Annotated in this window: 20 protein-coding genes and 1 pseudogene; 11 read left to right on the forward strand and 10 right to left on the reverse strand. The window is 68.8% G+C overall.

The window, feature by feature from the left end:
* From BAY60_RS36170 to BAY60_RS36195, 6 genes are all read left to right on the forward strand, one after another.
* The gene (locus BAY60_RS36170) at positions 1 to 786 is read left to right on the forward strand and encodes a hypothetical protein (protein ID WP_112285766.1); all 786 of its coding nucleotides are present in this window, start codon (positions 1 to 3) and stop codon (positions 784 to 786) included.
* 72 nt (positions 787 to 858) lie between these two features.
* Entirely contained in the window at positions 859 to 1,737 is an 879-nt protein-coding gene (locus BAY60_RS36175) for a DNA-processing protein DprA (protein ID WP_112285767.1), read from the forward strand.
* On the forward strand, positions 1,734 to 2,522 hold the full coding sequence (locus BAY60_RS36180; protein WP_112285768.1) for a M48 family metallopeptidase: 789 nt from the start codon (positions 1,734 to 1,736) through the stop codon (positions 2,520 to 2,522). Before BAY60_RS36175 ends, BAY60_RS36180 begins: the two co-directional genes overlap by 4 nt.
* A 163-nt stretch (positions 2,523 to 2,685) precedes the next feature.
* On the forward strand, positions 2,686 to 2,964 hold the full coding sequence (locus BAY60_RS36185; protein ID WP_112285769.1) for a hypothetical protein: 279 nt from the start codon (positions 2,686 to 2,688) through the stop codon (positions 2,962 to 2,964).
* Between the two features lie 94 nt (positions 2,965 to 3,058).
* A complete protein-coding gene (locus BAY60_RS36190; RefSeq protein WP_112285770.1) occupies positions 3,059 to 4,375 on the forward strand; it encodes a HEPN/Toprim-associated domain-containing protein in 1,317 nt (438 codons plus the stop codon).
* A 148-nt stretch (positions 4,376 to 4,523) separates the two neighbouring features.
* The gene (locus BAY60_RS36195) at positions 4,524 to 5,261 is read left to right on the forward strand and encodes a hypothetical protein (protein ID WP_112285771.1); all 738 of its coding nucleotides are present in this window, start codon (positions 4,524 to 4,526) and stop codon (positions 5,259 to 5,261) included.
* 92 nt (positions 5,262 to 5,353) lie between these two features.
* Here BAY60_RS36195 and BAY60_RS36200 read toward each other — a convergent pair whose 3' ends face one another.
* The 9 genes and pseudogenes from BAY60_RS36200 to BAY60_RS36240 form a co-directional block, all read right to left on the reverse strand.
* The gene (locus tag BAY60_RS36200; protein WP_112285772.1) at positions 5,354 to 6,310 is read right to left on the reverse strand and encodes a C40 family peptidase; all 957 of its coding nucleotides are present in this window, start codon (positions 6,308 to 6,310) and stop codon (positions 5,354 to 5,356) included.
* A 4-nt stretch (positions 6,311 to 6,314) separates the two neighbouring features.
* A complete protein-coding gene (locus BAY60_RS36205) occupies positions 6,315 to 7,358 on the reverse strand; it encodes a replication-relaxation family protein (RefSeq protein WP_112285773.1) in 1,044 nt (347 codons plus the stop codon).
* 126 nt (positions 7,359 to 7,484) lie between these two features.
* Positions 7,485 to 10,028, reverse strand: coding sequence for a helicase HerA domain-containing protein (locus BAY60_RS36210; RefSeq protein ID WP_112285774.1), 2,544 nt, complete (start codon positions 10,026 to 10,028; stop codon positions 7,485 to 7,487).
* A 49-nt stretch (positions 10,029 to 10,077) separates the two neighbouring features.
* A pseudogene (locus BAY60_RS38710) lies at positions 10,078 to 10,922 on the reverse strand (GP88 family protein).
* 47 nt (positions 10,923 to 10,969) lie between these two features.
* A complete protein-coding gene (locus BAY60_RS36220) occupies positions 10,970 to 12,880 on the reverse strand; it encodes a VirB4 family type IV secretion system protein (RefSeq protein WP_112285775.1) in 1,911 nt (636 codons plus the stop codon).
* On the reverse strand, positions 12,880 to 14,091 hold the full coding sequence (locus BAY60_RS36225; RefSeq protein WP_112285776.1) for a PrgI family protein: 1,212 nt from the start codon (positions 14,089 to 14,091) through the stop codon (positions 12,880 to 12,882). The genes BAY60_RS36220 and BAY60_RS36225 overlap by 1 nt, the downstream gene beginning before the upstream one ends.
* On the reverse strand, positions 14,088 to 16,094 hold the full coding sequence (locus BAY60_RS36230) for a TrbL/VirB6 family protein (protein WP_245992980.1): 2,007 nt from the start codon (positions 16,092 to 16,094) through the stop codon (positions 14,088 to 14,090). Before BAY60_RS36230 ends, BAY60_RS36225 begins: the two co-directional genes overlap by 4 nt.
* 96 nt (positions 16,095 to 16,190) lie before the next feature.
* On the reverse strand, positions 16,191 to 16,508 hold the full coding sequence (locus BAY60_RS36235; RefSeq protein WP_110341604.1) for a pilin: 318 nt from the start codon (positions 16,506 to 16,508) through the stop codon (positions 16,191 to 16,193).
* Between the two features lie 182 nt (positions 16,509 to 16,690).
* A complete protein-coding gene (locus BAY60_RS36240) occupies positions 16,691 to 17,581 on the reverse strand; it encodes a serine/threonine-protein kinase (protein WP_245992981.1) in 891 nt (296 codons plus the stop codon).
* A gap of 629 nt (positions 17,582 to 18,210) precedes the next feature.
* Between BAY60_RS36240 and BAY60_RS36245 the strand changes: the two genes are divergently transcribed.
* From BAY60_RS36245 to BAY60_RS37715, 4 genes are read left to right on the forward strand one after another with little or no spacing between them, the layout of a single operon-like run.
* Complete coding sequence (locus tag BAY60_RS36245; RefSeq protein WP_112285779.1) at positions 18,211 to 19,203, forward strand: hypothetical protein; 993 nt, start codon at positions 18,211 to 18,213, stop codon at positions 19,201 to 19,203.
* A 52-nt stretch (positions 19,204 to 19,255) separates the two neighbouring features.
* On the forward strand, positions 19,256 to 20,137 hold the full coding sequence (locus BAY60_RS38460; RefSeq protein WP_170160673.1) for a DNA methyltransferase: 882 nt from the start codon (positions 19,256 to 19,258) through the stop codon (positions 20,135 to 20,137).
* A complete protein-coding gene (locus tag BAY60_RS36255; RefSeq protein ID WP_112285781.1) occupies positions 20,134 to 20,907 on the forward strand; it encodes a recombinase family protein in 774 nt (257 codons plus the stop codon). The genes BAY60_RS38460 and BAY60_RS36255 overlap by 4 nt, the downstream gene beginning before the upstream one ends.
* A complete protein-coding gene (locus BAY60_RS37715; protein ID WP_211330587.1) occupies positions 20,891 to 22,210 on the forward strand; it encodes a DNA cytosine methyltransferase in 1,320 nt (439 codons plus the stop codon). Before BAY60_RS36255 ends, BAY60_RS37715 begins: the two co-directional genes overlap by 17 nt.
* A gap of 31 nt (positions 22,211 to 22,241) precedes the next feature.
* On the opposite strand, the gene BAY60_RS36265 is transcribed toward BAY60_RS37715, so the two are convergent.
* Positions 22,242 to 22,523 carry a helix-turn-helix domain-containing protein gene (locus BAY60_RS36265; RefSeq protein ID WP_112285782.1) on the reverse strand — a complete coding sequence of 94 codons (282 nt, stop codon included), beginning with the start codon at positions 22,521 to 22,523 and terminating at the stop codon, positions 22,242 to 22,244.
* A gap of 645 nt (positions 22,524 to 23,168) precedes the next feature.
* Between BAY60_RS36265 and BAY60_RS36930 the strand changes: the two genes are divergently transcribed.
* Entirely contained in the window at positions 23,169 to 23,489 is a 321-nt protein-coding gene (locus tag BAY60_RS36930; protein ID WP_146771144.1) for a hypothetical protein, read from the forward strand.
* Positions 23,490 to 23,799: the final 310 nt, after the last annotated feature.

Consider the following 23,799-nt stretch of genomic DNA (forward strand, 5'->3'; position numbering starts at 1 on the left):
ATGTCTCGGTTCGACCTGAACCCTGCGCACATCGACGGACTCGTCAACGCCGGACTGCAATTTGGCCTGATCGGTGTCTTCGACGATCTCACCCCGGTCGGCCAGATGCTGCTTCAGCAGCACCGGCCTCACCGCGACGGCGAGCCGTGGGACTACGTCGCGACGGTGACCGATCGCGCGCTGCATCCGATCGCCGTGCTGTGCCTGTTGGACTGCTACGAGTACCAGACCAGCGGCACGATCGGCTGGCATACCAGCGAAGCGCACGATTGGACAGGCCGCCTGCGTGAGACGGTGCTGACCCGGCTGCCCGCCGATGCCAAAGCCACTGTGCGCCATGGTGCCGACTACGTCCCGGCCTACCGGCTTCTGGCTGCCTACGCCGAAACACCGTGGGGCATCACGGAACTCGACCAGATCCCCGAACTCGGGGACGGCGTCATCGAGGTCCCGGTCGTCCGGAAAGGACTGCGCGCGGAGATCCTGACCGGCCCGATCCACTGCCCCAACAAGGGCCTGTCCTCCCGCGTCCGCTACGTGACGATCCTCGGGGTCGGCGAAGACCGGACGCTGCCCGCCTTCGCCCGGATCTCCGAACCCTCCGACGACGCGCCCGGTGTCTACCTGCTGTTCCAGTACGGCCGCTACGTCGCCCGCCCGGCCGACGCTCCGCCCGGCAAGTGGTTCATGGCTTCCGGCGCTCACCTCCACACCGGTGACGGGCGCTGGCGCGAGCTGATCGGACACAGCCTGCCCATCCCGCTGCACGACCGCACCGAGCCCTAGGCGTACCCCCGCCAACCGCACCTGCGAAGCCCACGGACCCCGAGCACGCCCTACCCATCGAGGAGTTGAACCATGCCTTCACACGACAAACTGCACGCCCGGCTGTTTCTCCTGCGCGCGGCCGAACCGCCCGCACCCGCCCTTCACCACTACGTCGCCGTCCACGGGCCGGTCGACGCCGTCGCGCAGATCCGGCACGGCACCGCCCCTGCCGCCGTGCTCAGCGAGGTCACCCGGCCCGATGCCCGGATCGATGACGACCTGCGGGCGCTCGACAGGCGCACGGCGCGCCTGCTCGCGCCCGAAGACGGCGACTGGCCGCTCGGACGGCTGACCGGCCTGGCCGGTCTCGGCGTTCCGCTCGCGCTTTGGGTGCGCGGCAGCGGCTCGTTGGCCGAGCTCGCCAGCCTCGCCGTCACCGTCACGGGCGCCCGCGCGTCGACGGAGTACGGAAACACAGTCGCGGGGGACGTCAGTTACGAACTCGCCCGTGCCGGGGTGACCGTCCTCAGCGGCGGCAGCCTCGGCGTTGACGAAGCGGCGCACCGCGGCGCACTGGCCGCAGACGGCAGGACGATCGTCGTGCTCGCCAACGGGGTCGACCGGACCCATCCGCACCAGCACGCCCGGCTCTACCAGGCGGTGATCGAGCAGGGTGGGTTGCTGGTCAGCGAGTACCCGATCGGCACACGACCGACCCGCATCCGGTTCCACGCGCGGTGCCGACTGTTGGCTGCACTCGCCGCGGCGACCCTGATCGTCGAGGCAGGACAGCGCAGCAGCTCCCTCGCCGTCGCCCGAGCCGCTGGAGAACTCGGCCGCCGGGTCTACGGCGTACCGGGACCGATCCATTCCGTCACGTCGAAGGGCGTCAACGAACTGCTGCGCACCGGCGCCGCCACCGTGGCCAGCTCAGTCGAGCACATCAACTACCAGGAGGGAGTGCGATGAGCGGCCCTGACGCCTTCCGGGCCGCTCTGGCCGCCCTCGACCTGCCGCCCGAGTGGCAGGTCGAGGTGGCCATCCGTCCACGACGGCGCAAGACCGGCATCCAGGTCAATCCGGGAGGCGGTGTCGCCGTGCTGATCCCGCCGACGGCCGCCCCGGAACAGGTTGCGCGGTTTGTCGGCAGCCATCGTCGATGGATCACCGAGAAGGTGGACACCGCCACGCGGTTGGCCCCGGATCACGCGGTCAAGGAATTCGTCGACGGCGAAGAGTTCGACCTGCTCGGCCAGCGCTACCGGCTCCAGCTCGTCGACGCCTCGCCCGCGGGAGCCGCACAGCTGCCTCTGATCACGTCCGACGGCGTCCTGTCCGCGCGGACACAGCGGCCAGAACTGGTCCGCCGAGCGGTGATCGGGCTGTACCGGCAAGTCGGGCTCGCCTGGTTGCGTCGCGAGGGACGCCAGTACGAACTGGATGGCCACATCACCGGCCTGAACTACGCAGTTCGCGATCTCGGACGGCGCCGCTGGGGCATCTACGAGGGACCGCCGAAGCACACGACGACGCTGCACTGGGCCGTGTTCGGCCTACCGCTCCGGTTGATCGAGTATGTGCTCGTCCACGAACAGGCCCATGCCACCCAGCCCAGCAGGGCAGCACATGGCCACGCCTGGAAGCGGCGGATGTACCTGTGGATGCCCGACTGGCAGCACCGCAAGGCCGAACTCGCGGAGGTCGGCCGGCACGCCTGGCTCGGAGACCCCAAGTCAGGCGTGCCGTCAACCTAGCCCCGAGCAGGCAACCGGCGGGCGACTCCGGGTGGGACCGGAGGTCGCCCGCCAGCCCCAGATGTCCTAGACACAGGAATGATAGACATGTGTGATAGACACAACGAGACGACGAAGGCTCACCGAAAGCAAGACGGTGACCCCCTGCGAGAGAGGGCTCCTGATGAGCGATCCCGAGGAAGTCCTTCAGCTTCGCGCCTGCCGAGCCGAGGTCGAGGGGATCAAGAAGGAACTGGACGACGCCCGCACCCAACAGGCCGAACTCGAAGCGAAGATCAACAGCCTCCTCGCCAAGCAACGAGAAGCGCGGAAGAAACGGCGTGAAGCCGTGCTGGCCGCGGACGCCGCAGGAGTGCCCCGGTTGAGGATCTCCAAGGAAGTCGGGATGCAGCGCAGCAACGTGTACAAGCTCCTCGAAGGCGACACCGCCGACGAATCGTAACAACCTTCAGCAGCCTGACGGGCGAGATTGAATATGCTTAGTCTCTTCATTGACACGTCGACAGGCGTCATAGTTACCCAGTTGGGGGCGGAGCTTGGGTACGGAAATCACACTCGATGTGGCTGGCGTGTCGGTCACGTACAGCAAGAACCACCGCGGAACTGATCACGGATCGATTTTTCAGGAACAAGATCGAAAGGCGATCAAGAGCGATCAGATCAACTACGATTGGTACGAGGAGAACGACGAGGACCCCACGCCCTCCGAGGCGGCGTTCACGCGACCGCTCAAATACGTCGTTCCACGCCTCGAACTCCTCGGCTTCAATCTAGAACACGTCCGGCGTGAGTACGACGCCGTCGCGCAAAACTGGCTGGAGGAGAGGAAGTATCTTCAGATCGGCGACGAAGAGCTCGTTCCTGACCTGATGAACTTTGTGGAATTCGTCGCATTTGCCGCCGCGTACCCGCTCGACAGTCTCGACGACACCTTTGTTCCGTATGCGGACGATGCAGGCAAAGCGAGGATACAAGCTCGCTTCAAAGAGGTACAGGTCGAGCGGATCCCTGCAGATCGACCCTCTGGCATTCAAGTCCACTCGGAGCAAAATTTCTTCGGCTCTTTGGTGAATATCCTTCACCCGTATTCCGTGTTGCGACTCTTGGCGGAGATCGAAGCGAACAAGGATGCGCCTGTCGTCTGGCAATATGGACCGTTGGTGCAAGCCGGGTGGGCCACAGAGCGGGAATTTATGCCCGATGCCCGGCGAACCGAGACGTTCCTGATTGCGACTGAAGGCAGTTCGGACGTCCATATTTTGACGCATGCGCTCGCGCTGCTGCGGCCAGGGATAGCGGATTTCTTCCGCTTCATCGACGTGAGCAAGCGTCACCCCTTCTCCGGTACGGGAAGCCTCGTGAAATTCGCAGAAGGACTCGCAAAAATAGACGTTCACAACCAGGTTCTTTTCGTGTTCGACAATGACGCGGAGGGTCTCGATGCGCATCAGCGTCTGTCGAATCTCACCCTTCCCGTGAACATGCGCGGAATCATGTTGCCTGAGCTTGAGGTGTTCCGCTCGTTTCCGGCTCAAGGTCCCGAGGGGCTCCACCACTCGGACATCAATCGGCGCGCCGCGGCAATCGAGTGTTATCTCGATCTTGACGTCGGCGGTTATCTGCCGGCGAAAGTGCGCTGGACCAATCACAAGGAGAGCCTAGATACCTATCATGGGGCGCTGGAATTTAAAGAGGTCTACAGCAAAGAATTTCTTAAGCAGACGGCCGAGACTTTGACTGAAGGGATGTATGACGTTCGCAAGATTGAGGTCGTCCTAGACTCCCTTGTCGCGGCATGTGTAGCGATCGCGGCCGATCAATGGGACGCCCGGCGGGATCAAATTGAGACATAGCTTCTGATAGCTGAAAGTGCGCCTGGGCCGAAGGTGCCGATCAGGTCGACCCGGAGGCCGGCGATCGGGCCAAGAGTGCCGGTGGGTTGATGAGGACGCCACGGCCAGCCGTGGACGCTAAGTCCGAGGTTTGCGGCAGACTGGCCCCATGACCGAACTCGCGTACATGGTCCGAGAAGATTGGGGACAGCACGGCACTGCGATGCGGCAGCAGAGTGCCGTGATCCAAGACTGGCTCGGAAGTCCGCCATACGTTTTCGCTACGGCCGATCGGAAGACGTACGAGTCGGACCACAGCGCTGACCGTGAGTTCATGACCTTCGTCGCCCACGACGCCGACGAACGGCACGTCATCGACCTGTCAGACCTCAATGAGCTCCGACGCACCGACAAGACGATCAGCCGTCCGCTCATCGTCCTGCATCCCTACAAGGAACGGGATTGCGACTTGCTGCGCGAGATCGTCACGACGGAGTCCGTCGCGAGACTGTTCGTCATCGTTTGGTCGCCGCACGATATGGTCCGCACCTGGCTCGACGGGGTCGGCGCCACGAACCTGCACACCGGGTCCGCACTCGAAGCACCAGACGCCGTGCAACTTGAGGCCGCGAAGTGCTGGGTAGGTGAGCAGTACAACGGGCTGTCGGGTGGCAACGGCAAGGATGCCGTCGTGCAGCTACTGCGCGTGTTTACCGCAGCCGGCTATCCGCTTGACGCTGACACCTGGCTGCGTGCCTTCTTCGCAGCAGGCGGTGAGTTCGACGAAGCCACAAAGGTCGCGAAGCTCATCAAGGAGATGCAGGGGGGCACCCAGCACCGCATCAAGGCGCGCTACCGGCCCGACATTCTGAGCGTGCTACGCGAGCGCGCCACTGAAACTGCATGATCGCCCGAGTTGAAGCGGAGCCCGACAGGGGAAACCGCTGGGCTGTCACCCTGAACGTCCGACGGAAGGAGGCCAGCCTAGCTATGTCCACTTTAGACGCGAGCATCGCCGGTGGGGCGGCTGGCCGCGAGGTAGTCGTCCCCGTTCCAGCGGTAGTTGCTGACCTGGACCGGCTCGCCGAATGTCGGGGCGTGCACCATCTTGCCGGCGCCGATGTACAGGCCGACGTGGTGGACGTTGCCGGGTGTGCCGTAGAAGACCAGGTCACCTGGGAGCAGCGGTTGGCCGGCGGGCACTAGCGGGCCCGCGTTGTACTGGGTTTGCGCCGTGCGCGGTAGGGCGATGCCGGCGGCGTTGTAGGCCGCTTTGGTGAGGCCGGAGCAGTCGAAGCCGGCGTGTCCACCGGCTGGTCCGTTGCCACCCCAGACGTAGGGCAGGCCGAGCTGACCGCAGGCGAAGTTGATCGCCATGATCGCGGCCGGGTTGGGTGCCTGGATCTTGTTGCAGTCGCCGGTTCCGACGGTGGCGGTGCCGTACCGTTTTGCTTGTGCCAGAACGCCGTTGACGTACTCCTCGTCATGGTTGTAGGCGAACAGGGCCTTGCGGATGTCTTTCTGTGCCCCGGAATCGCACAGGTAGAACGCGGCGGCGTAGATGGCGTCGTGCGGGTTGTAGCGTGACGGTGGGTTCGAGCCGCCGGGCGGGATCGTGTGCCGCGCGATCACGCCATCGAAGGTGGGCTTGAGGAACTGCATGGGACCGCCGGCCCCCATGTAGTTCTCGCCTTCCTTGATGCCCTCGCCGGAGCCGCGGCCGTGCTTGGATTCGGCGTCGCCGATGGCGGCGAGGATTGTCCAGTCCAGCCCTGGGCACACGGAGGCTGCGGCTCGGTAGAGCGACAGGTAGTCGTTGGGGATCTCGGCGATCGCGGCCTGGCTCGGCTCGGTGCCACCGGTGCCGAACAGCGCACTGACGATGGCTTTGCCGACACCCCCGATGAGGATGGGGACGGCGATGATGGCCGCGACAGCGGCAACGGCGATCTTCATGGAGTCACCTCCGGAAGCGGCTGGTGGGGAGGGGTGGCGGGAGCGGGTCCGGCGCGGCCAGTTCCGCGGGCGCCTGCTGCGCCTGGGCCGCGGTCGACGACGGCACCGCGGAGGGCGGCTCGACGTGGGGCCAGAGCCGCGCGAGCTCGACAAGGCGCAGCCGGCCCGGCCGTCGCGATGCCGGCCCGGAGATCGGCAACCAGCGCGCGGCGGCGGGGTTGTCCTCGCCGGCTACGCCCGCGACATCTGCGGCGCTGGTGGCTACGGGCACGAGCGCGGGGCGGTCCAACTGAGACAGGGCGTCGGCGAGTGCCCTGCGCGCGGTGGTTTCGCGGCGGTTGGTGGGCAGCCACACCAGGACTGGTGTGGTGATTCCTGTTGCGGTGGCGAGCTTTTCGTAGCCGTGCAGCTTGCGGCCGAGTTTGCCGAGGTCCTCGGTGCCGAAGTCGAATTCGAGGAAGAACTCGATCTGGTGGCCGTCTTCGCGCCAGCGGCCGTAGGCGTCGGGGCGGACCATGTCGCCGAAGAGCCGGCCGCAGCGCAGCTCGGACCACCACGCGGTCAGGCGTCCGCGGGCACCGGACTGTCGGCTGAGTGCGACGAGGTCGGTGAAGAAGCCGTTGACGCCCACGGTGTGTGCGAGGCGCAGGGAGTGGGCGATGCCGATGGCGTCTTCGTGGCGGTAGCCGAGTTGCTTGGGGTCGAGGCCGTCCTCGTAGGCCAGGGCGACTGCTCCGGCGATGTCGAGCACGTAGTGCATCGGCGCGGTGCCGGTGCTGACGAACGGCTGGAAGCGGTCGACGACGCGCCACTTGAACAGGTCGAGCAGGCGGTGGTTGGCCGCGCGCATGGTCGGGTAGCAGAGCTCGACGATCTGCTGGGTGGTGAAGACCTTGTGCTCGTGCAGCATCCGGGCCAGCCACCGGTCCCGGAGGGTCAGCCGCCCGGCGAGCTGGGCGTGGTGCTCCCCGGTGGTGGCCGCCCGCGGCGTGGGGCGCTGGGGCATGTGCCCGCGCAATGCCCTCTGTGGCGTGGGATTCGAAATCATGGGTCGGCACCTCCCAGGCGTTGGCCGGAATGGGGGAAGGCGAAGGCAACGCATGCGGGATCACCGGAGCGGAACGGGCGCGATAGGTGAGCCCGCATGCGTTGCGGGAGAACGAGATCCGTCGGGTCAGGCCGCGCGGCGTGGGTCCACAGTGGGCTGACCGGATCCGCCCGCGACGGTGTCGGCGTCGGTGACGGGCGGGCGGGTGTTGATCCTGGCTGCTTTGCGGATTGCCTTGGCGCGTCCGGGAATCGCGGGCGGGAGCTTCTCGGTGACCGCGGTGAACGGCGGTGCTTCCTCGCCGCCCAGGACGAGGCGGGCGGCGACGTGGTACACGCCGAGGTTGGACAGGTCGTGATCAGAAAGCCGCGGCATGGTGTGCCGGGCCAGTCGCTTCGCGTCCTCGGGTGAGGCGTTGAAGAAGATCTTGCTGCGGGCGTTGGTGCTGATGCCCTCTTCGAGCTCCTTCGGTAGCTGTCCGAGGTACTGGTGCGCCAACGCCATGGAGAGCCGGTATCCGCGGGCCTCGGCGAGCATGTCCTCCAACGGGTAGGCCAAGTTCAAGAAGTTGTGGCACTCGTCCACGTACAGCCCGCAGTCGCGACGTTGGCGCTGCGGGACGCGGGCGCGGCGGGTGGCGGCCTGCCAGGTGCGTGCCACGACGATGGAGCCGACCAGCCGGGCGGTTTCCATCCCCAGGGCGTCGCGAGCGATGCGCACCAGGCAGATGCCGCCGGTGTTGAGCACCTCGTCCATGTCCACTGTGGACGTGCCACCGGCGATGGCGGCGCGGACGAACGGGCGCAGCAGGAAGCCGCGGATTTTGTTCATCAGCGGCGCGATCACTTGTGCGCGGCTGGCTTCGGACAGATCGTCGTACCAGGACCAGAAGCCCTTGAGGACCTCGTCGTCGATCTGGTCGCAGGCCCGTTGCCGGAACGCCGGCACGGTCAACAGCTTGGGCAGGTCGACCAGGGTCGGGGTGCCGGGCATCGCGGTCAGGGTGAGCAGCCCGGCGCGCAGGATGTCGTCGGTGCGCGGTCCCCACGAGGAGGCGTAGATCCGGGAGAAGATCGATACCAGGTTGTCGACGGCGCGGGCCTTGTCCGCGCCCTCCAGGGGGTTGAGCACCGGCGGGCGGGCGCGGGAGTCGGCGTCGAACAGCACGACCTTCTCGCCGAGCTCCTCGGGCAGCCGCATCAGGATGTCCGACACGAGGTCGCCCTTCGGGTCGACCACGACCACGCCGCGGCCGGCCTCGGCGTCGGCCAGGATCATCCGGGCCATCAGCTCGGACTTGCCGGAGCCGGTGGCTCCGAGGATGTGCAGGTGGTGGCGGGCGTCGGCGACGTGCAGGCCGACCGGGCGGGAGTGCCCGGAGTCCGACAGCCCGAGCGGCTTGATCTGCTCGCCGGTCGTGGCGATGCCCGGCGGTGGCGGCACGGCCTTCGCGCCGGCCCGCTGCAGGCCGGGGGTGGACTCGTCGATCGGCAGGTGCGCGATCGCGGCCAGCTCCGGGATCGAGAGCAGGTCACCCTTGCCCAGGCGGCGTTCGGCCAACACGGCGACCGGGTCGCGGCGGATCCGAACTCGGCGGTAGTAGTTGTGCTCGGAGTAGGCGGCGAACGCCGAGGCGATCGCGTGCCCGCGGCCCCGCAGCACCTCCCGCACCGCCTGGACCTCGCCCGAGGTGGCGTCCTCGGGGACGGTGGTGGCCACGGCGTAGCGGATGCGGGTCTCGAACTGGTTCGCCCGCAGCTTCTCGACCACGGCGCGGTCTTGGGCGGCGTACTCCAGGCTGGTCTGGCGATCCAGCTGCGGTGTCCGTGTGCTGGTCGACGGCTTCGGGGTCTTGCCGGGCGTGATGGCGTCGAGCAGCCGGCCGACCAGGTGGACCGAGCCGCCCGCGTGCACCCGCCGGGCGGCGCGGCGGGCTTTGGTCACGCGGTGGCCGGCGACGGGGCGGGCGAGGATCTGCACGCAGGCGCGCTCGTGCGGGCCGAGCCCGACCGGTGCGCCGAGCATGGCCCGGATCGGGTCGGCCGGGTGCTCGGTGCGGATCGGCAGTGCCTCCGAGCGCGCCAGCCGCAGCTCGCCGCCGACCGCTTCGACTCGTCGGCCTGCTGCCGCCGTGGTCGGGATCGGGGGCTTGGCGGGTGTGGTGCGGGTGTGCGCGCCGGGCCACGCGGCCTCGATCGCGCGCTCGACCATGCCGGGCGGCGCCAGGCCCGGCACCCACAGCCGGATCTGCACGCCGTCGTCGGTGAACGTCAGCTCGAAGCTCAGGTGCGGCTGCCCGCCGAACCGGCGCAGCCAGCCTGGCCGCAGCAATCCAACGAGGTTGGACCACACGGTGATCGCTCCGGACGGGTCGACCGTCGGTGGCGCGAGCACCGTGACCACTCGGGCATCGGTCATCAGGCGCTGGTGGTAGCGGCGGCGCCACCGACGGCGCGCGACGACCGCGGCGGTGACAGCGACAACGAGCACCGGCCCGACGATCGGGCCCCACGTGAGGGCGAGGTCGCGCAGGTGAGCCAGCACGTTCTGGAACGCGCCGAGCGGGTCACGCAGGTAGTCGCCGACCGGTGAGGCAAGCACGACGGCGGTCTGCTCGACCCGCGGAGGAACGAGGGCGGACAGGGGTGTGGCAGTGATTGGCCAGGACATCGGGAACCTCCCCACGCAAAGCGGTCGGCGAGACGGGCGCGAGCTGCGGTCACGCAGCCCGTGGCTGGTCGCCCCGCACCGGGCTGGGCTCGGCCGTGGGCTGCTGGCTGTGGTCGGGGCGGGTGTTGTCGACGACGAGCCGCAGGTGCCGGCGGCCTCGGCGGGCGGCGCGGTCGGCGTCGACCTCGGCTTGCCACTCGGAGAACCGACGGCCGGCTAGCCGCTTGAGGTAGGCGGGAATGCGGTTGGCCGGCACACCGACCAGCCGCGGGCCCAGGACCGCGAGCAGGTCGCTGGCTTCCTGCGAGGCCCAGCCCGCCTCGGCGATCGCGGACTCGTCGGGAAACACATCCGCGACCCGGTCGACGGCGGGATTCAGCGCGGCATCCTGTGTCCCGCCATACGAATAGACCCACAGAAAATTCGGCGGCGGATCAGGTTCGACAAGCGTCCGGAATCGGGACACCTCTTGGTGTAGGCGTAGAAATTCGTGTCGGGCCGAGCCCGGCAAATATCCAGCCATGCCTGAAGGTAGGCGTCGGAGAAGAAATCACCACTGTCGTGAATTCTGATCCAGGCGCCGCAGAACTTGGCCGCGCCGAGTTCTGCGACCATGGCGGCCTGCCAGCCGGCCAGATTGTCGAGGACGTACATCAGGTTGGCCTGGTGCTTGGCGCGGACGACCGGCCAGGTGTAGGTGCCGTGTCGGGCGTAGCACGCCTGTGCGCAGATTCCGGCCGACGGACAGGTGTTGTAGGTACGGCCGTCGGCCAAGCGGCCGGCCCAGGCCGGCAGCGACCAGTTCCACACGCCGATCTGGCGCATTTCGCTGTTTTGCGTGAGCAGCCGCGCGGGCCGGTTAACGGTGACGGAAATGGACAATGACGTAGACATGGCTATCCCCTGGATGCGATTCGGTGTGAACGGATTGGTGCCTGCGATTAGGCGGCGTCGAGTTCGATCTGCGATGCGTTGCCGTCGTCGAACGAGTCCGCGATTCCCGCGGGGTCGTCCGCGCCGAGTTCGACGAAGGAGTTCTCGATTCCCGACGACGTGTCGGAATACCCGGCGATTTCGGCGGGGTTGGACGTGACCAATTGATGCTCGACCGGTGAGGCGATGGACTGGAATGCCACTCGCTGCGTCCCGGTCGACAGGAGGCCCTGGCCACGGTCCGCGGAGAGCAGGAACTGGCGCTCACCCATGGACAGGTCGAAGGTGCGGGTGATCTCGTCGATCGCCTGGGAGGCTTGCCGCAGCAGGATCTGCGTCGCGGCGTTGGCTACCACGGCCTTACCGAGATCCGAGCCCAGGACGTCCGCGGTGTCCTGGGTGGCCACCGTGAGACCGGCCCACTGTTTCCGGGACGCCTTGGCCATCCGGAACAAGAACTCCGCGCCCGCGGGCTCCTTCATCAACAGCCACGCCTCGTCGACCACGACCAGCCTGGGCTTGCGGATAGCCGGGTTGGAGACCTGCCGCCAGACCGCGTCGAGCGTCAGCAACGTGCCGATCGGCTTGAGCTCGTCGGCGAGATCCCGCAGCGAGAACACCACCAGGTGCCCCTCCGGGCGGGTCGAGGTCGGACCGGAGAACAACCCGGAGAACGCGCCGGTGACATACGGGTGCAGCCGCGCCGCGAGCTCGACCCCGGCGGGGTCACCGGCGTCGGCGAGGACCTCGGCGAGGTCGGCCAGCAGTGGCGCCGGGCGGGTCCAGGTTCGCGGGTCCGAGGTGATGCCGACGCGTTGGTAGGTCGCGGTGATGGCGCGGTCCAGTGCCGCCCGTTCGGTCGCTTCGAGCTCGCTGCCCAGCAGCACCGAGATCACGGTGTGCAGGAACAGCGAACGGCGGATCAGCGCGTCGCGGGGCGCGGTGCGACGCCCGTCCGGGCGGGTGTGGATCGGCAGGTCCATCGGGTTGAGGCGGACCTGCTCGGCGCCGAGGTGCACATAGGTCCCGCCGACCGCGGCGGCCAGCCGGGCGTACTCGTCCTCGGGGTCGATGACGTGGATCTCGATCCCGCGGTACAGCGACCGCAACAACTCCAGCTTCACCAAGTAGCTCTTGCCCGCGCCGGAGCGGCCGAGGATCACGCTGTTGTGGTTGTCCAGGGCGAACCGGTCGTGGTGGACGAGTCCCTGGCTGCCGACGTTGAAGCCGTAGAGCACGCCGCTCGGTGCGCCGACCGACGTCGGGTCTGGCGGCGGCAGGTCCGGCGACGTGAACGGAAACGCCGCGGACAGCGCCGAGGTGTCGAACGTCCTCCTCATGCCCACGAGGTCGAGGCCCATGGGCAGGCTGGTGATCCAGCCCTGCAGGCTCCTGTAGGTGGTTGGTTTGCAGTCCAGCAGCAGCGACGCCGCCAGCGACCGGATGGCCGCGACCTCGTCGCTGAGGGCCTCTTCGGTCGGGGCGTGCACGGTCAGGTACAGCCCGAGCCGGTAAAGCTTGCCCTCGCCACGGGCGACCCGTGCGGACAAGTCGTAGGCGTCCTCGGTGGCGGCTTCGACGTGCGGGTCGACCAGCCGGCCCTTCTCGCTCGTGTGTCGCCTGCCGGACTCCAGTTTCGACAGCTGCTTCTTGAGTCGGTTCGCGGCGGTAACGCGATCGATCGGCTCGATGTGCAGGGAGACGTCGACGCGTCCGGGGTAGGTCAGCAGAGGCTGAAGCCACCCGTTGTGCACTTCGCGCGGGTAGCCGACGACGGCAAAACTCGCGACCCATTCGCCACCGACTTCCAGCGCACGAGGACGGACGGAGATGGCGTCCGGGGTGAACGCGCTGGCACGCCCGAGCGGCGGCTGCACGCTCTGGGGCTTCCGGCCGCGGCGCTTGTCCTTGGTCTTCATCAGCGGTACCTCCCCGCGGAGTTGGCGTAGTCGTCGGGGTCCTCGGCGTCGTCGTCCCAGGCGTCCTCGGCGTCGCCGAACTCGTCGTCGGTGGGGAACGCGGCGCGGCCGAACGCGCCTGTGTCCCAGCCCTCGTCCGGGGCGGTGGTGATGACCTCGTCCGAGGCGGCGAGACCGGAGTTCGGCGGGATCAAGCTGTCGGGGTTGCAGGCCGCGGCGAGCACCGCGGTGGCCTGGCCGGCGTCCAGCGGGGTGACCACGATCCCCGAGGGGGACAGCAGCTCGACCGCCTCGCCGAGCCGGCGGACGAGCCGGGCTTCGGCGGCCCGCCGGGTGGCGTCGTCGACCAGGGCGGCTTGCTTGGCGGCCTTGCGTTTCGCGGTCAACGCTGCCAGCGGCGAGACGCCGCCGAGCCCGTCGGTCGGGCCCGTGGTGAGCAGCGGTTCGCGCAGGATCAGCAGGACCTGGCGGCGCAGAAGGTCGGTGGCGCGGCCGAGCTGGTCGAGGTACTCGGCGTGCTCGCGCGCCGCCCGTTCCAGCGCCGGGTGCGGCAGCCCGCCAGCCTGTTCGCGAAGCTCGGCGATCTGCCCGGACAGGTCCAGTCGTTCCGCGCGCACCAGCACCTGCACCGGCGCGGTCAGCGAGTGCAGATACCGACCGAAGGAGGCGACGAGGGACTCCTGCTCGGCCGGGGTACGCAACCCGAAGTTGATCGTGCTGCACACCGCGACAACGGCGACGCCGTCCTTACCGAGGTCGATGACACCGGTGTCGGTGACCGCTTCAGCGGGCAGCCGCAGCGCGGCCGCCGAGACCGCCGATGCGGCGGCGTCCCCGCCGTCCTTCCCCTTGGCGCGGCCTTTGCTGCTGGAGTTCGCGACCTGGCTGCCCAGCCACTCGGGCGCCGGGCGGATGCCTTCCGGCGCGGCCACTCGGTGCTGCGGACTCATCCGCTGCCGCAACGCCGCCAGCACCAACCGGTCAAGGGTGATGCCGTCGCGCTGACCCAGCGCGAGGAACGCGGCAGTCACCCCGATCGGGATGGCGACGATCAGGAACGCCACCAACGGCACGAACTCGCGGGTGATCGTGTACGTCCCGTACAGCACGATCCCGGTGACGGCGAGGATGAGCAGCTGCCGCGCGGTCAGCGGCCCGATCACCCGGTCCTCGCGATCGACGTCAGCGGGAATCCTTACCGGCTGACTCATTTCCCTTCACCTCCTGGAGCGGGTTTCGGCGCGCGGAACACCGGCGGCGGAACCGACTGGGTGCGCCGGTAGGCGTCGCCGATGCGCGGCTCGGGCTGCGCCTGCCGGAACACCGGCGCGGCAGGCGCGGACGCCGACCTGGGTGGCGACGACGGCCGCGGCGCGGGCGGCGTCGCGGGCCGGAACTGCAACTGCGGCGGCACCGACGCGGTGCGGATCGGGCGGGCCGGCGGCGGGGTGGCGCCGCGTCGACGCGGCCCTCCAGCGGCTTGGAACTGGGGTGCCGATCCCGGACGCGGCCCCCGCCGAGGCGGGGAGACCGGAGTGGCGGGCGTGGGTGCGGAACTGAACTCAGGAGGCATGGCTGGTCCCTGGTTCGCCGGAGTGACGGCGGGGTCGTGGGTGGTGTCTTGGGGTGAGGGCTGCAAGAACTGCGGCGCCTGCGAGGGCAGCCGCGACCGACGAGCCGCGCGAGCACGCTCGGCGTCATGAGCCGCCTTGAGCCGCTTGTTGACCATCTCCGGGGTCGGCGCGAGGCGCGGCTGCGCGGGCCACGGCGGATCAGCCGAGCCGCCACCGCGGCCACCTCCGCCGCCTCCACCTCCGCCGCCGCTCTTCGCGCCGACAGCGCCGCCGACCTTGCCGAGCGCGCCGGTCTTCCCGGCGACCATGCCGAAGGTCTTCGCCGCGATGTAGGCGCGAGCCAAGCCACCGAGGAACGAGCGACCCGAGCTGACCTTGACCGCCTTCAACAGCCAGAACGGGATCTTGAACAGGATGAAGAACAAGGCGATCGCGGCCACCAGCGTGCCGAGCGCGGACAGCGTCGAACCGAACAGATTCACGCCACCGGACAAGAACGTGCGCACCGCGGTAATCAGCACCAGCGCCTGAGCGACCTGGATCGACAACGTCGCGGTGAGCGCCTTCCACCACCAGCGAGCCAGCGGGTCGGTGTGCGGCAGCGCGTGGAACATCAGGAACAAAGGGCCCGAGATGATCAAGACGAGGGTGATGACGATCCGGACCACGTAGACGACCAGCAGGCCCAGGCCGACCACGACGAGCACCAGGCCGACCAGGATGATGAACAGTCCGCCGGTCTGGATGCCGGCGACGGCGTCCTTGAGGGTGTTGCCCAGCGAGGGCGCGTTGACCCCGTCGCCGAGGATGCCCAGGGTCAGGCCGTTGGCCAGTCGGATGAGCTTGTCGGTGAAGAACAAGCTCAGCGCCGAGGCCATGAACGCGATCGGGATCCGGGGCCCGATCTCCTTGATCGAGTAGCGCGCCTGGACGCTCTCGTGGCCCATCACGACGATGCCGCCGAGGAGGATGAGCAGGCCGTAGGCGGCGACCACGAGCTCCCACGAGTTGTTCCACAACTCGCCGATGCCGGGCAGGTCGCTGATCGTCGGCGTGGACAGAGCGGTGTGCCCGATCAGCTCCAGGATCGGCGAGAGCGCGGCGTCGACGATGCTGCGGAACGCCGAGTTGATGGCCTCGGTGATGCACGCGCCGATGTCGGTGATCCCACAGTCCGAGTCGCCCTCGCCACTGCCCGTGCCCGGCTGCTGCGGGCCAGTGCTCGGTGGTGGCGTGGTCGGCTGCGGGATGCAGTCCTCACCCGTGCACGGCTGGCTCGGCGTCGTGGTCGGCGTGGACGAGGTGCAGCCGACCTGGCCGGGGAAGCTGCATGTCGTCGGCGCGGGCACCCCGGTCGGGAGTGGCAGCGGCGCGGTGGGCAGCGGCTTGGTGGTGGTCGGCGCGGGCAGTTGGCAGACCGGCAGCGGCGAACCCGGCGTGCACGGATCCACCGTCGGGATCGGCAGCGGTGGTTGCGGCGGGGGCTGCTGCGGCGCAGTGGGCGAGGCCCACGCGCTGACCGCGAGGACGCCGACCAGGAGCACGACGATGCTCAGCGCCAGCATCCAGCCCGCGCGCCAACGCCGCGACCGACCAGCCGGCGGCCGGTCGGCGCTGGCGTCGGAGACCGGGGAGAGCATCGCTCGGTCCCCGTCGATTCGTCCGGCGGCAGCGGTCGCGACCAGGCCGCCGGACCGGCGGTACGGGCGAACCGTGGGCGGGGTGCCGGCCATCGGTCAGGCCCCCACGATCCCTTTGAGGATCTCCACGACCAGCGGCGCGAGCGCCGCAAGGCCGTAGCCCCACCCGGCGGACTTGAACGCGGTCTTGGCCTTCTCGACCTCGCCGGGGTCGCCGCCGCCCATCACGTAGCGGACACCGCCGATGGACAGGAACACCGTGGCCAGACCGGCCAAGATGCCCATGATCCAGTTGCGGACGTTGTTCAGGACCGTGGTCACCGAGTCCGCGAGGGCGACGACCATCGTGTCGGCGTGCGCCGCCGACGCCGACGCCAACAGCGCGAGGATCGCCAGCTCGACGATCAGCACCACGTGCGACCAGCGGCGGGGACGGACCGGAGTCCAGTCCTCCGGCGTAATGATCGGAGCATTGGTCGGCTCGCTGCCGGTGACCTCGTCCGGCGTGCTCGACGCTGGGACCTCGGCCGGCGGCTGCGGATTGCCGTCGAGGCGGGCGCTGCGCGGTCCGCTCGCGGCGGGGAAGAAACGATCGATCAGGCGCATTGGGGCACCTCCGAAGGTCGGGCTGAGCGCGGGTGTGTCCCGCAGCCCTGAACTCCGGATTTCGCGTCCGTTTTGGACACGCGACCCTGAACTTTCTGCCCCGCTTCCGCGCCAACGACAGACACGGACAGTGACGAACGCGGCAAGTCACGGACCGGTGACGCCGGGCGCGCGAGGGCCACCGCGGTGGCGACCTGGTCCGTCAGCGGGTCCGTCGGATCGGTCTCGGCGGCACCGTCGCGCAGGTACGCGGCGAGCCGGAGCTCGGCGCGTTTGCGCGTCTTGTAGACCGCCCACTCGCCGGTCTGGTGCGCCGCGGCCCAGTCCGCGACAGGCACCTCTTCCAACCGGGTCGCCCCGATGAGTGCGGCCTCGGTCTGGGTCAGGACTCCGTCCGCGACCGCGCGAGCGAGGACCAGATCCGGGTGTCCCCACGGCGTGTGTGGCGGGGTGGATCGGAAGCCCGGCGCGACCGGAGTCGGACCCGCCAGCGCCTCGGCGAGCGCGTCGTAGCCGGACCGGTAGGCGGCCCACCGCAGTCGCAGCATGATCCGCGGCGGACGCAGATCGATGGTCGACAACGCGGTCAGGAAGCCGCGCAACACCTCGGCGTGAACATCGGCCGGATCGCCGGCGAACCGATCGGACAGGGTGGCCGCGACCGAGGTCAGCGCGGGCAGTGCGACCCCGACCGCGGCGACCGTCCAGGTCGCTCCTTCAGTACGGGAGCGCAGCACCAGATGCGCCCACACCGCGTCCCGCGTCGCCTGCGGGCACCGGCGCGCCAGCAGCCGGTCGCGGACCTCGTCCAGCGGGATGTACCGGTCCGGCAAACCCGAAAAGAGCCGGCCGTTCAGCGACACCGGATGCGGCCCGGTCACCAGCCAGGTAAACGTGTCCCGCGCGATATCCAACGAGTTCGGAACAGCCTCGTCGCCACCGCGACGAAAAACAGATTGTGCTGCCATGTCGTGACTCCCACGGCGTCGATGCGAACAACAACGACGTCAGGAAGCCACGACCGATACCACGGAAATACCACGCCATTACTAGGCGCCAACTAGCGAACCGTGCCGACGCTACTAGCGAACTACTATTTCATCCCGCGAACACCACGAAGCAAGATCAACAAAGCGACCTCGCGGCCCGCGTGTTCAGATCGACACTAGTAGCCGATGAGCTGCGGTTATAGTTGATCGCTAGTACGACGCTAGTAGCCGCAGCGTGCCTGGACGCAGTCTGCATTCAAGATCAATCTGGCGCCCGCCGAAAAATCTTGAAAAATCTGACCGCAGAGTGGTCCAGAAACGGCGAACGGCGACCTGAGTCGACGGAACAGGCGGCTCCGCGTCGATGCTTTGGCAGAACTGTTCGAGTCACGTCGAGTCGCTATTTACGCGCGCCTTTGTCATCTCAAAGAAGTTTGGCGAGGCGTGTCCAAAACGGGGTCGAAATACGGAGTTAAGGGGCGTCAGAACGCACAGCACCCATCCGTCGGAGGAGACCCGCGATGACCCCGACACACCGCAACGACTCCCCAGGAGACGGCTCCCAGGAGCACGGCCACACCGACCCCCCGACCGTCCCGATCCCGCTCCCGCACAGGCGGCGACCACCACGCCGACGCACCCTGCGCCTCACGCTGCGCCACCCTCGCCCCGACCGGCCGAGCACCGTCTGGCCGTGCGCGCAAGACGACCTCCGTGAAGGCACCGGGCTACTCGCCAACTGGCTGCTGACCGCGGTCATCAAGATCGTCACCACCTACACCCAGCCCGGCCAGCGGGTGCTCCTGCTCGACCCCGCGCCCTACCTCGCCCCACCCGCATCGTGGTCACCAACGGCGGGCCGCAACCAGTCCCGGCCCGGCCCGTACGCCGGACTACACGAAGCGGGCTGGACCGTGGTCCGACTCGGCCGCGGCATCCAGACCCAGACCACCGTCGCGCACCCCGACCCGGCCGACGAACACCCCGGCGACGCGTCGGCCGAGTCCGAGTCCGGACCCCGACCGCGCACCGACAGTCCAACCACCGACCAGCCCGCCGGACCGTCGACACACCGCCGTCCCGGACCGGACTCGACCGCGACCGGCGCCGGTCCGGACCGCTACGACCTCGTCATCACCGCGGCCGAACCACGCACCCTCGACTGGTTCCGCCCGGCCGACTGGGCCGGTCTGCTCACCCCGACCGGCACCCTCGCCGTCATCACTCACGGTGACCACTCCCGTGATCGGCTCACCGACCCCGCCGGCTCGCTGGTGCGCGCCGCGCACCACGCCGGACTGCGCTACCTCGATCGCATCGCCCTGCTGCGCGTCCCCGTCCGCGACGGCGCGCTCGCCGTCGCGACCCCGGCCGCGCACGCCCGTTCCCAGGCTCCGGCGCGACCGCTCGCGACGCCCGCTCGGCACACCCAGGTGCACGACGACCTCTTCGTGTTCACCCGCCAGCCGGCCCCGACCGACACCGCCGACGGCGAGGAGACCTCCGATGACTGACCGCCCCACGTCGCCCTGGCCACTCCCCCTGCCACCGGGGGAGGAGCCCTCAATGCCGCCGCTGTCGGTCTGGCCGACCGGCCAGCGCGACCCGCTCGCGCAACTGCGCGACACCGGCTGTGTGCCCGGCACCGAGACCGACACCGACCGGATTCCGCCCGCCGTCGCCGCCCACGCGATCGCCACCTACACCCGCCCCGGCGACCTCGTTCTCGACCCGGACTGCGGCACCGGCACCGTCCTCGTTGAGGCACTGCGCGCCGGCCGTCACGCGCTCGGACTCACCTCCCGCACCCGGTGGTGGACCCTCGCTCGCGCCAACGTCACCGCCGCCAAAACCGCGGGCGCCTGGCGCGACGGCTCGGTCCTCGACGCCCGACCGAAGGTGCTCGCGACCGTCCGGGCCGCCGGGCTGATCGGGCGAATCGGACTCGTCCTGACCACCCTGCGCACCGCGCCGGACCGCGCGAACGGTCCGGACCGCGACCCGGTCGAGTCCGCCCTCGCCGACCTCGCCACGACACTGCTCTACTGCGAGCCGCTGCTGCGCTCCGGCGGACACGTCGCCATCGTCGCGCGGCCCCTCCGGCACCCGGACGGCACGTTGGTCGACCTGACCACCCCGCTCATCGCCGCCGGAACTTCGGCAGGGCTGGCGCCGGTCGAGCAGTGCATCGCACTGACCGCCCGACTGCGCGGCAGCCGGCTGGTCACCCGAGCCTCACTGGCCGAACGCCGCGCTGCCGCCCGAGCACGCGCCGCCGGTACGCCGACCGCACTTTCCGCGCACCACGAGGTGCTTGTCTTCCAACTCGCCCACGACGCCGAACTCGCCGCCGCCGCGGCAGCCGGCATCCCGTGGTCGACCGAGGACGAGGTCATCCGGCCCCCCGTCAACGGCGTCACCTACCCCGGCTGGGGGCGAGCGGCATGACGACGCGCCTGTACTGCCGCGAGTGCGGCTGGCATCCCGAGTACCGACGCAAGCGCGCTGCGCTTCGCGCCGCCGCCCGCCACCAGTGCACCGGCACACCGGTGGCCGAGACGCGTCCACCGTGGTGGTCCCGCCTGTGGACAACCCTGTGGACAACCCAGTCAGATACCTCCGCCGTCGACACCGAAGCAAACGCGGACGACCCGACCGGTGACAGCGAACTGGTCGACGCCCGCGGCAACCGCATCCAGTGGGTCGCGCTCGCCGCGCACCACGCCGAAACCACCCGCCGCGCCCGCCAAGCCATGGTCGAACTCGTCCGCGCCGGCTACCAGATCGGGCCACCGCCCTACGGCTACCGCGCCCTGCGCATCCGCGTCACCGACCCCAGCGGACACAGCAAACTACGCGCGGTCCTCGTCCCACACTGGCAGACCGCCGCCGCCGTCCGGCAGATCTTCATCTGGCGCGCCGACCACGGCCTGGGCTTCGCCGTCATCGCCGCACGACTCAACAGCGACCACCACCAGTACCCCGCCCCTGTGCCCAACGGGCGCTGGACACCCAAGGCCGTCCGGCGGATCGTCACCAACGTCAAGTACACCGGACGCCAGGTCTGGGCCCGCACCATCGCCGGCCGCCCGACGCCCATCGAGCAATGGGTCACCTCGGCACCGAAAGTGCACGAGCCGCTGGTCGACGAGCGCACCTTCCACCAAGCGCAGCCCAAGCGCGTGGCCGAGGGAGGTGGCCATGACACTGCTGCGTGACCGCTTCCCTGGACACCTCGGAGCGAAGCCCGACCTCACATTCGGCTCGCTCTGCACGGGATACGGCGGCCTGGACCTCGGCGTGGCGACCGCCTTTGGCGGCGGACGATTGCTGTGGGTGGCAGATCCGGACCCACATGTGAGCAAGGTCCTTGCAGCCCGGATGCCGGACGTGCCCAACCTCGGCGACATCACCACCATCGACTGGCAACAGGTTGAGCCCGTCGATGTCCTCACCGCCGGATTCCCATGTCAGGACATCAGCGCAGCCGGCCGTCGAGCCGGCATCAGGAAAGGAACCCGAAGTGGAATCTGGCACCAAGTCGTCGCAGCCGTTCGCCATCTACGACCGACGCTCCTCATCGTGGAGAACGTCGCCGCTCTCCGCTGGCGCCAAGGCGGCCTCGACATCGTTCTCGGCGACTTGGCCGAAGTCGGGTATGACGCGCAGTGGACAAGCGTTCGAGCGTCCGACATCGGCGCGCCCCACCGACGCGAGCGGGTGTTTCTGCTCGCCTACCCAGCCGGAACCGTCGTCGCCGCGCGGCCGGTCATCCAAGAAGGCGATCGCGACGGCAGTCCGGCCGAGCCGGAATCCGTGCGAGTCCGTCAGGCTGCTCCCGACACCGCAAGCACGGGACGACACGCGCGGCGGATGCTCGCCGGAGTCGCGTCTGGCAGGGGGACACCAGGTGAACCTCACCGACACGGTGACGACCTTCCTGCCGACACCGGCAAGCAGCAACCCCAACGATGGCGAGGACCCCGCAGGGTGGTTGCAGCGGCAGGCGCGACACCGTGCGCGCGGGATCAACGGCAACGGAATGGGCATGCCCCTGTCGATTGCGGTAAGGCTGCTGCCGACGCCACGAGCGAGCGACACGGGCACATCCGGCAGGAGAGCCGGGGCAGGTTTCCGTCCTCCCCTGTCCCAGGAGGTTCTCCCGCTGTTCCCCACGCCGCCCGAACCGTAGACGCCCGTCAGGCCAAGCCCGAGACCGAGCACGTCAGCTGGGGACCGTATGCGCCAGCCATCCGGCGATGGGAACTCACCCGTGGCATAGCAGCCCCGCATCCAACGGAACCTGGCACGAGGGGTCGTCCCCGCCTGTCACCACTTTTCGTTGAGTGGCTCATGGGCCTGGACCCAGGCTGGATAACCTCCGTCGAGATACCTCGGGCCGCCCAGCTGAGAGCACTGGGCAACGGCGTTGTTCCCCAACAGGCAGCGTTCGCCGTCCAACTCATGCTGGACGATCTTCTACGTCTCGGCGTGCGCGACGACGAGGCGCAAGCCGCATGAACGGCCCACCGCAGCCCTCAGTGCGTGCTTGTCATCGGCTGGCCGGAGAATCGCTCGCGCCCGGCTCGTCGGCGATCGATACCTCCTGCGGAGTGTCGATTCCGAACAGCTCGTTGGGCGTGCACTGCAGCGTCGTGCACAGCGCCTGCAGGGTCACCACCTTCACCTGGACCGGCGGCTTCTTGATCAGCACGTCGACCGACTGGAGGGACAGTTCGAACCCGGCGCGCTGGATGAGGAGTTCGCGCAGCTGGGTCGCCGTCCAGACGTCGCGGGAGGCCATGACCTTCCGCAGCCGCCACTCGATCTGCACCCGCTGCCGTCCCGTGTTCGTCGCTCCGCAGCGCTTCGCGCCGTCGCCAACCGACGCTCAGTGTCCCCGATGGCGACCGCCTCCGGCCGCCGCATGTCCGGCGTGTTCAGCAGACACACACCCACAAACAGGCAACACTTGAGATACACAGGCTGTACTAGATATATTCAGGTGTTACCTTAGTTGAGTGGCACACCTGTCCCCGGTTCAACAGAGAGGAGGTGCTTCGGCACCCATCACGTTCATCGCCATGCCGACGCGCCGCCGTTCGCGGTCAGCGCCGGTAATGCTCTTCTGGACTCGCGTCGACCGCCCATTTCGCGCTGACGAGGTGACCCAGCACCAGTTCGGCAAGGCACACAGTCCTGCCGAACGGCAAGAGTCCAGCACGGCCACGAGCGCCGGCCCCGCACAGACGGATGCGGAGAGTAGAGGCCCGTTGGTCGTGGCAGCTTCGGTGGTCCCAGCTCATTCAACGCACGTCATGGTGCGTGCCCGCATCGCCGCGAAACCCGCTTCTCGCGGATCGGCGACCGCAGGTGTCGGCAGCTGGGAGTGCCCGCTGTGTCGACGGTTCCTGTCGCCGACCAGCAGTCCCGTGAACCTCCGCCAGCCGCGGGCTTCACGGGCACGAAAGGGGCGCTCATGTGCGCTCAACCTCGCAACCCCGACCAGACCAACGACAACTACGCCGACGTCCCTGCTCCGGCCGACCAGGAGCAGCAAGGAAGCCCCATCACCGCGCCGAGCAGGCAACCCCGACGGCGCGTTGGCGCGAGCAGAGCTGTGCGCAACGTGGTGGTGCGCGGCGCTCGCCGCGATCCACCCGACATGCACAAGCTCGCGCGGGTGGTCGCCAGCCTCGCGGCAGACCTGGCCCAGGCCGAAGCCAGCGAGCAAACACTGCCCGCCGAGCCAGGCACCGCGGACGCCAGCCACCCCGATCACCGCCGCGACGCGGCATGACATCGCGCGTTCGCGCTCGCGCAACGAACGCAGCGGATCGAAGCCACTCGCCAATGACTCGAAAGGAAGGTTCACCACAATGCCGCCTGCCACTCGCAATCCCCGCAGCCGTCGGGCCGCACACCCACGGACTCAACGGCCGGTACGCGTCGGCCTCTACCAGCGGTGGCCCACTCTCCTCGAAAGCGACCACCTGCAGACCTACGTCGCGTCCCAACCCGGTTGGCACATCGCTCTCCGCAGCAGCGACTACGCATCAGGCGGCACGCTGAAGCGTGTCAACGCTTCGCGAATTTTGACCCCGTGTGGT

It is taken from the genome of Prauserella muralis (genome assembly GCF_003202285.1).
Classification (GTDB): Bacteria; Actinomycetota; Actinomycetes; order Mycobacteriales; family Pseudonocardiaceae; genus Prauserella_B; species Prauserella_B muralis.